Annotated in this window: 4 protein-coding genes; 1 reads left to right on the top strand and 3 read right to left on the bottom strand. The window is 66.5% G+C overall.

The features are described 5' to 3' along the window. Positions 1-108 precede the first annotated feature (108 nt). Genes L1965_RS15935 through L1965_RS15925 form a run of 3 tightly spaced genes read right to left on the bottom strand, consistent with a single transcriptional unit; the run spans position 109 to position 2568 of the window. Positions 109-903, bottom strand: a complete 795-nt coding sequence (locus L1965_RS15935; protein WP_235757410.1) for an enoyl-CoA hydratase — start codon at positions 901-903, stop codon at positions 109-111. Between the two features lie 24 nt (positions 904-927). Next, on the bottom strand, positions 928-1377 hold the full coding sequence (locus L1965_RS15930) for an OsmC family protein (RefSeq protein WP_235757409.1): 450 nt from the start codon (positions 1375-1377) through the stop codon (positions 928-930). Positions 1378-1407: 30 nt separating this feature from the next. Next, positions 1408-2568 carry a glycine cleavage T C-terminal barrel domain-containing protein gene (locus tag L1965_RS15925; RefSeq protein ID WP_235757408.1) on the bottom strand — a complete coding sequence of 387 codons (1161 nt, stop codon included), beginning with the start codon at positions 2566-2568 and terminating at the stop codon, positions 1408-1410. On the opposite strand from L1965_RS15925, the gene L1965_RS15920 reads away from it, so the two are divergent. Then, positions 2567-2719, top strand: coding sequence for a hypothetical protein (locus L1965_RS15920; RefSeq protein ID WP_235757407.1), 153 nt, complete (start codon positions 2567-2569; stop codon positions 2717-2719). The two genes, L1965_RS15925 and L1965_RS15920, sit on opposite strands and share 2 nt — an antisense overlap. Positions 2720-2777 lie beyond the last annotated feature (58 nt).

The following is a 2777-nucleotide window of genomic DNA, read 5'->3' as shown; positions in this document are numbered from 1 at the left end:
CGGGGAAGACGTTTGCGGCGCGTTCGAGGAAGTTGAGGGGGGTGAGGGGCTGGAAGTTTGCGGGGTTGCGGTCGAGATCGGTGTTGTAGGGGTTCTGCGTCATGACGTTCACCTGTCCTGCCAGTGGGGGGCGCGCTTGTCGATGAAGGCGCCGATGCCCTCTTCGGCGTCGCGCGCGAGCATGTTCTCGACCATCACCTTCGAGGCGTAGTCATAGGCCTCGGCCAGCGTCATCTCGCGCTGTGCGTAGAAGGCGCGCTTGCCGGTCGCCAGGGTCATGCTGGATTTCGACGCGATCCTGCGGGCCATCTCCAGCGTGGCCTCGCGCAGCGCATCGGGCGCGACGGTCCGGTTGACCAGCCCGATCTCGGCGGCGCGGGCCGCCGGGATCATGTCGCCGGTCAGCAGCATCTCCATCGCGTGCTTGCTGTGCACATTGCGCGACAGCGCCACCATCGGGGTCGAGCAGAACAGCCCGATATGCACGCCCGGCGTGCTGAACTGCGCGGTTTCGGCGGCCAGCGCCAGATCGCAGCTGGCGACCAGCTGGCAGCCGGCCGCGGTCGCGATCCCCGTGACCTCGGCGATCACCGGTTTCGGGCAGGTGACGATCGCCTGCATCACGCCCGAGCACAGGCTCATCACCCTGGAGAAATAGGCGCGGCCGCGATCGGGCGCGGCGCGGCCGGCGGTCATCTCCTTGAGATCGTGGCCGGCGCAGAAGGCCGGGCCGTCGGCGGCCAGGATCACCACCCGCACCGCCGGATCGGAGCCGGCCTCGGCCAGGGCCGCGCCAAGCGCCGCCATCATCGCCTCGGACAGCGCGTTGCGCCGCCGGGCGTCGTTCAGGGTCAGGCGCAGGACGCCGTCGCCGTCCAGGTCGCGCAGCAGGATCTCGTTCATGGGCTCGGGCCTTTCCTCGGCTGCCTACAGGATGGTGATCTCGACGCTGTCGGCAAGCGAATTGGCGACGAAGCAGTAGCGATGCGCGCGATCCTGCATCTCGGCCAGCTTCTGCGCATCGACCGTGAAGCCGGTGTCGAAGCGCACCACCGGATGCAGGTCGATGCGCGTCACCGACATCTGACCCCTGGGGTTCTTGCCCAGATGGGCCACGGCATGATCCTCGTAGCTCGCCACCGGCCACCCGGCCTTGGCGGCCAGCGCCAGGAAGGTCATCATGTGGCAGCTGGACAGCGCCGATGCCAACGCCTGTTCGGGGTTGGTGTTGCTGGCGTCTCCGCCCCAGTCCGGGGCGGCGTCGACCGGCAGGCTGTGGCGGTCGCCGAACTGCACGACATGGGCGTTCGAGAACTTGCCTGGCTTGAGATCAGGCGCGCTGCGCTGCCAGTGCAGCCGGATGGAAAGTTCGGACATGTCTTGGGGTCCCTCTCTGGGGCGTGAGGATCAGGAGGCGGCGATCGTCTTCTTGGGATCGTAGAACGGCCGCTCGACGATGATCGCGCGTTCCGTTCCGGGTTCGTTGACAAGCCCGGTCCTGTTGACGACGTCAACCTCCAGGCCCAGCTCGGCATGCTCCGCCGCCACCATCGCCAGGGCGATGTTCTGCTTCAGGCGCGGCGAATACACCGCGGATGTGACCTTGCCGATGGTCTTGCCGTCCTTCCGGATCGGCCAGTAGGACGTGTTCGGGCCATTCAGCGGCGCCCCCTCGATGACCAGCCCCACCTGCTTGCGGGCGACGCCCTCGTCCCTGATCCGGCGCAGGGCGGCCTTGCCGATGAACTCGGCCTCGATGTCCAGGTTCACCAGCCGGTCCAGCCCCAGCTCGTAGGGGTTGGTGTTGATGTCCGCGTCGGCGTGATAGGACAGCATGCCGCCCTCGATGCGGCGGATCGACGAGGTGTGGCCGGGCTTCAGGCCGAAAGGCTCTCCGGCCGCCATGATCTTTTCCCACAGCGCGTCGCCGCGCGTCTCGTCCTGCAGGTAAAGCTCGTAGCCCAGCTCGCTGGACCAGCCGGTGCGCGAGACGATCAGCGGGATGCCGTCCAGTTCGACCCGGCGCAGCCAGTAGTATTTCAGGTCCATGATGCTGTCGCCGAACAGCGCCCGCATCACCTCGCCGGATTTGGGTCCCTGCAGCTGCAGCGGCGAGACATCGGGCTCGCGGATCGTGACGTCCAGCCCCGCATGCACGGCGACGCCCTGCGCCCACAGCAGGATGTCGCTGTCGGCCAGCGAGATCCAGAAATGGTTCTCGTCAAGGCGCAGCAGGATCGGGTCGTTCAGGATCCCGCCCTCGGCATTGGTGATCAGCACGTATTTGCACTGCCCGATCGCCATCTTCGACAGATCGCGCGGGGTCAGCATCTGGGTGAACCTGGCCGCGTCCGGACCGGTGATCTCGACCTGCCGCTCGACCGCCACGTCGCACAGGATCGCGTCGTTCACCAGGTTCCAGAAATTCTGAACCGGATCCCCGAAATCCCGCGGAATGTACATGTGGTTGTAAACCGAAAAACCCGTCGCCCCCCAACGAACCGTCGCGTCGAAATAGGGGGATTTGCGGATCTGGGTGCCAAACCCGAAATCGCCTGGCTGAGACATGTCATCTATCCTTAGTTGGACCACCGGTGCAGAGGCTGCCGGGGCGTGCCTGTCGTATGACGGGAAAGTAACCGTTCGCGCGATTGCGGCCGTGCTGAAATTCGCGGCGGGAAAGACCGATCAGGCCGATTTCGAACCCTTGCCGGGCTGATCGGACCCGCGCGCGTGGCGGGCCGTCCCGGCGGCCAGCCTGGCAAGGTTCGGCCGGC

The organism is Paracoccus salsus (genome assembly GCF_021556615.1).
Classification (GTDB): domain Bacteria; phylum Pseudomonadota; class Alphaproteobacteria; order Rhodobacterales; family Rhodobacteraceae; genus Paracoccus; species Paracoccus salsus.
This window is presented reverse-complemented; position numbering and strand designations above follow the sequence as displayed.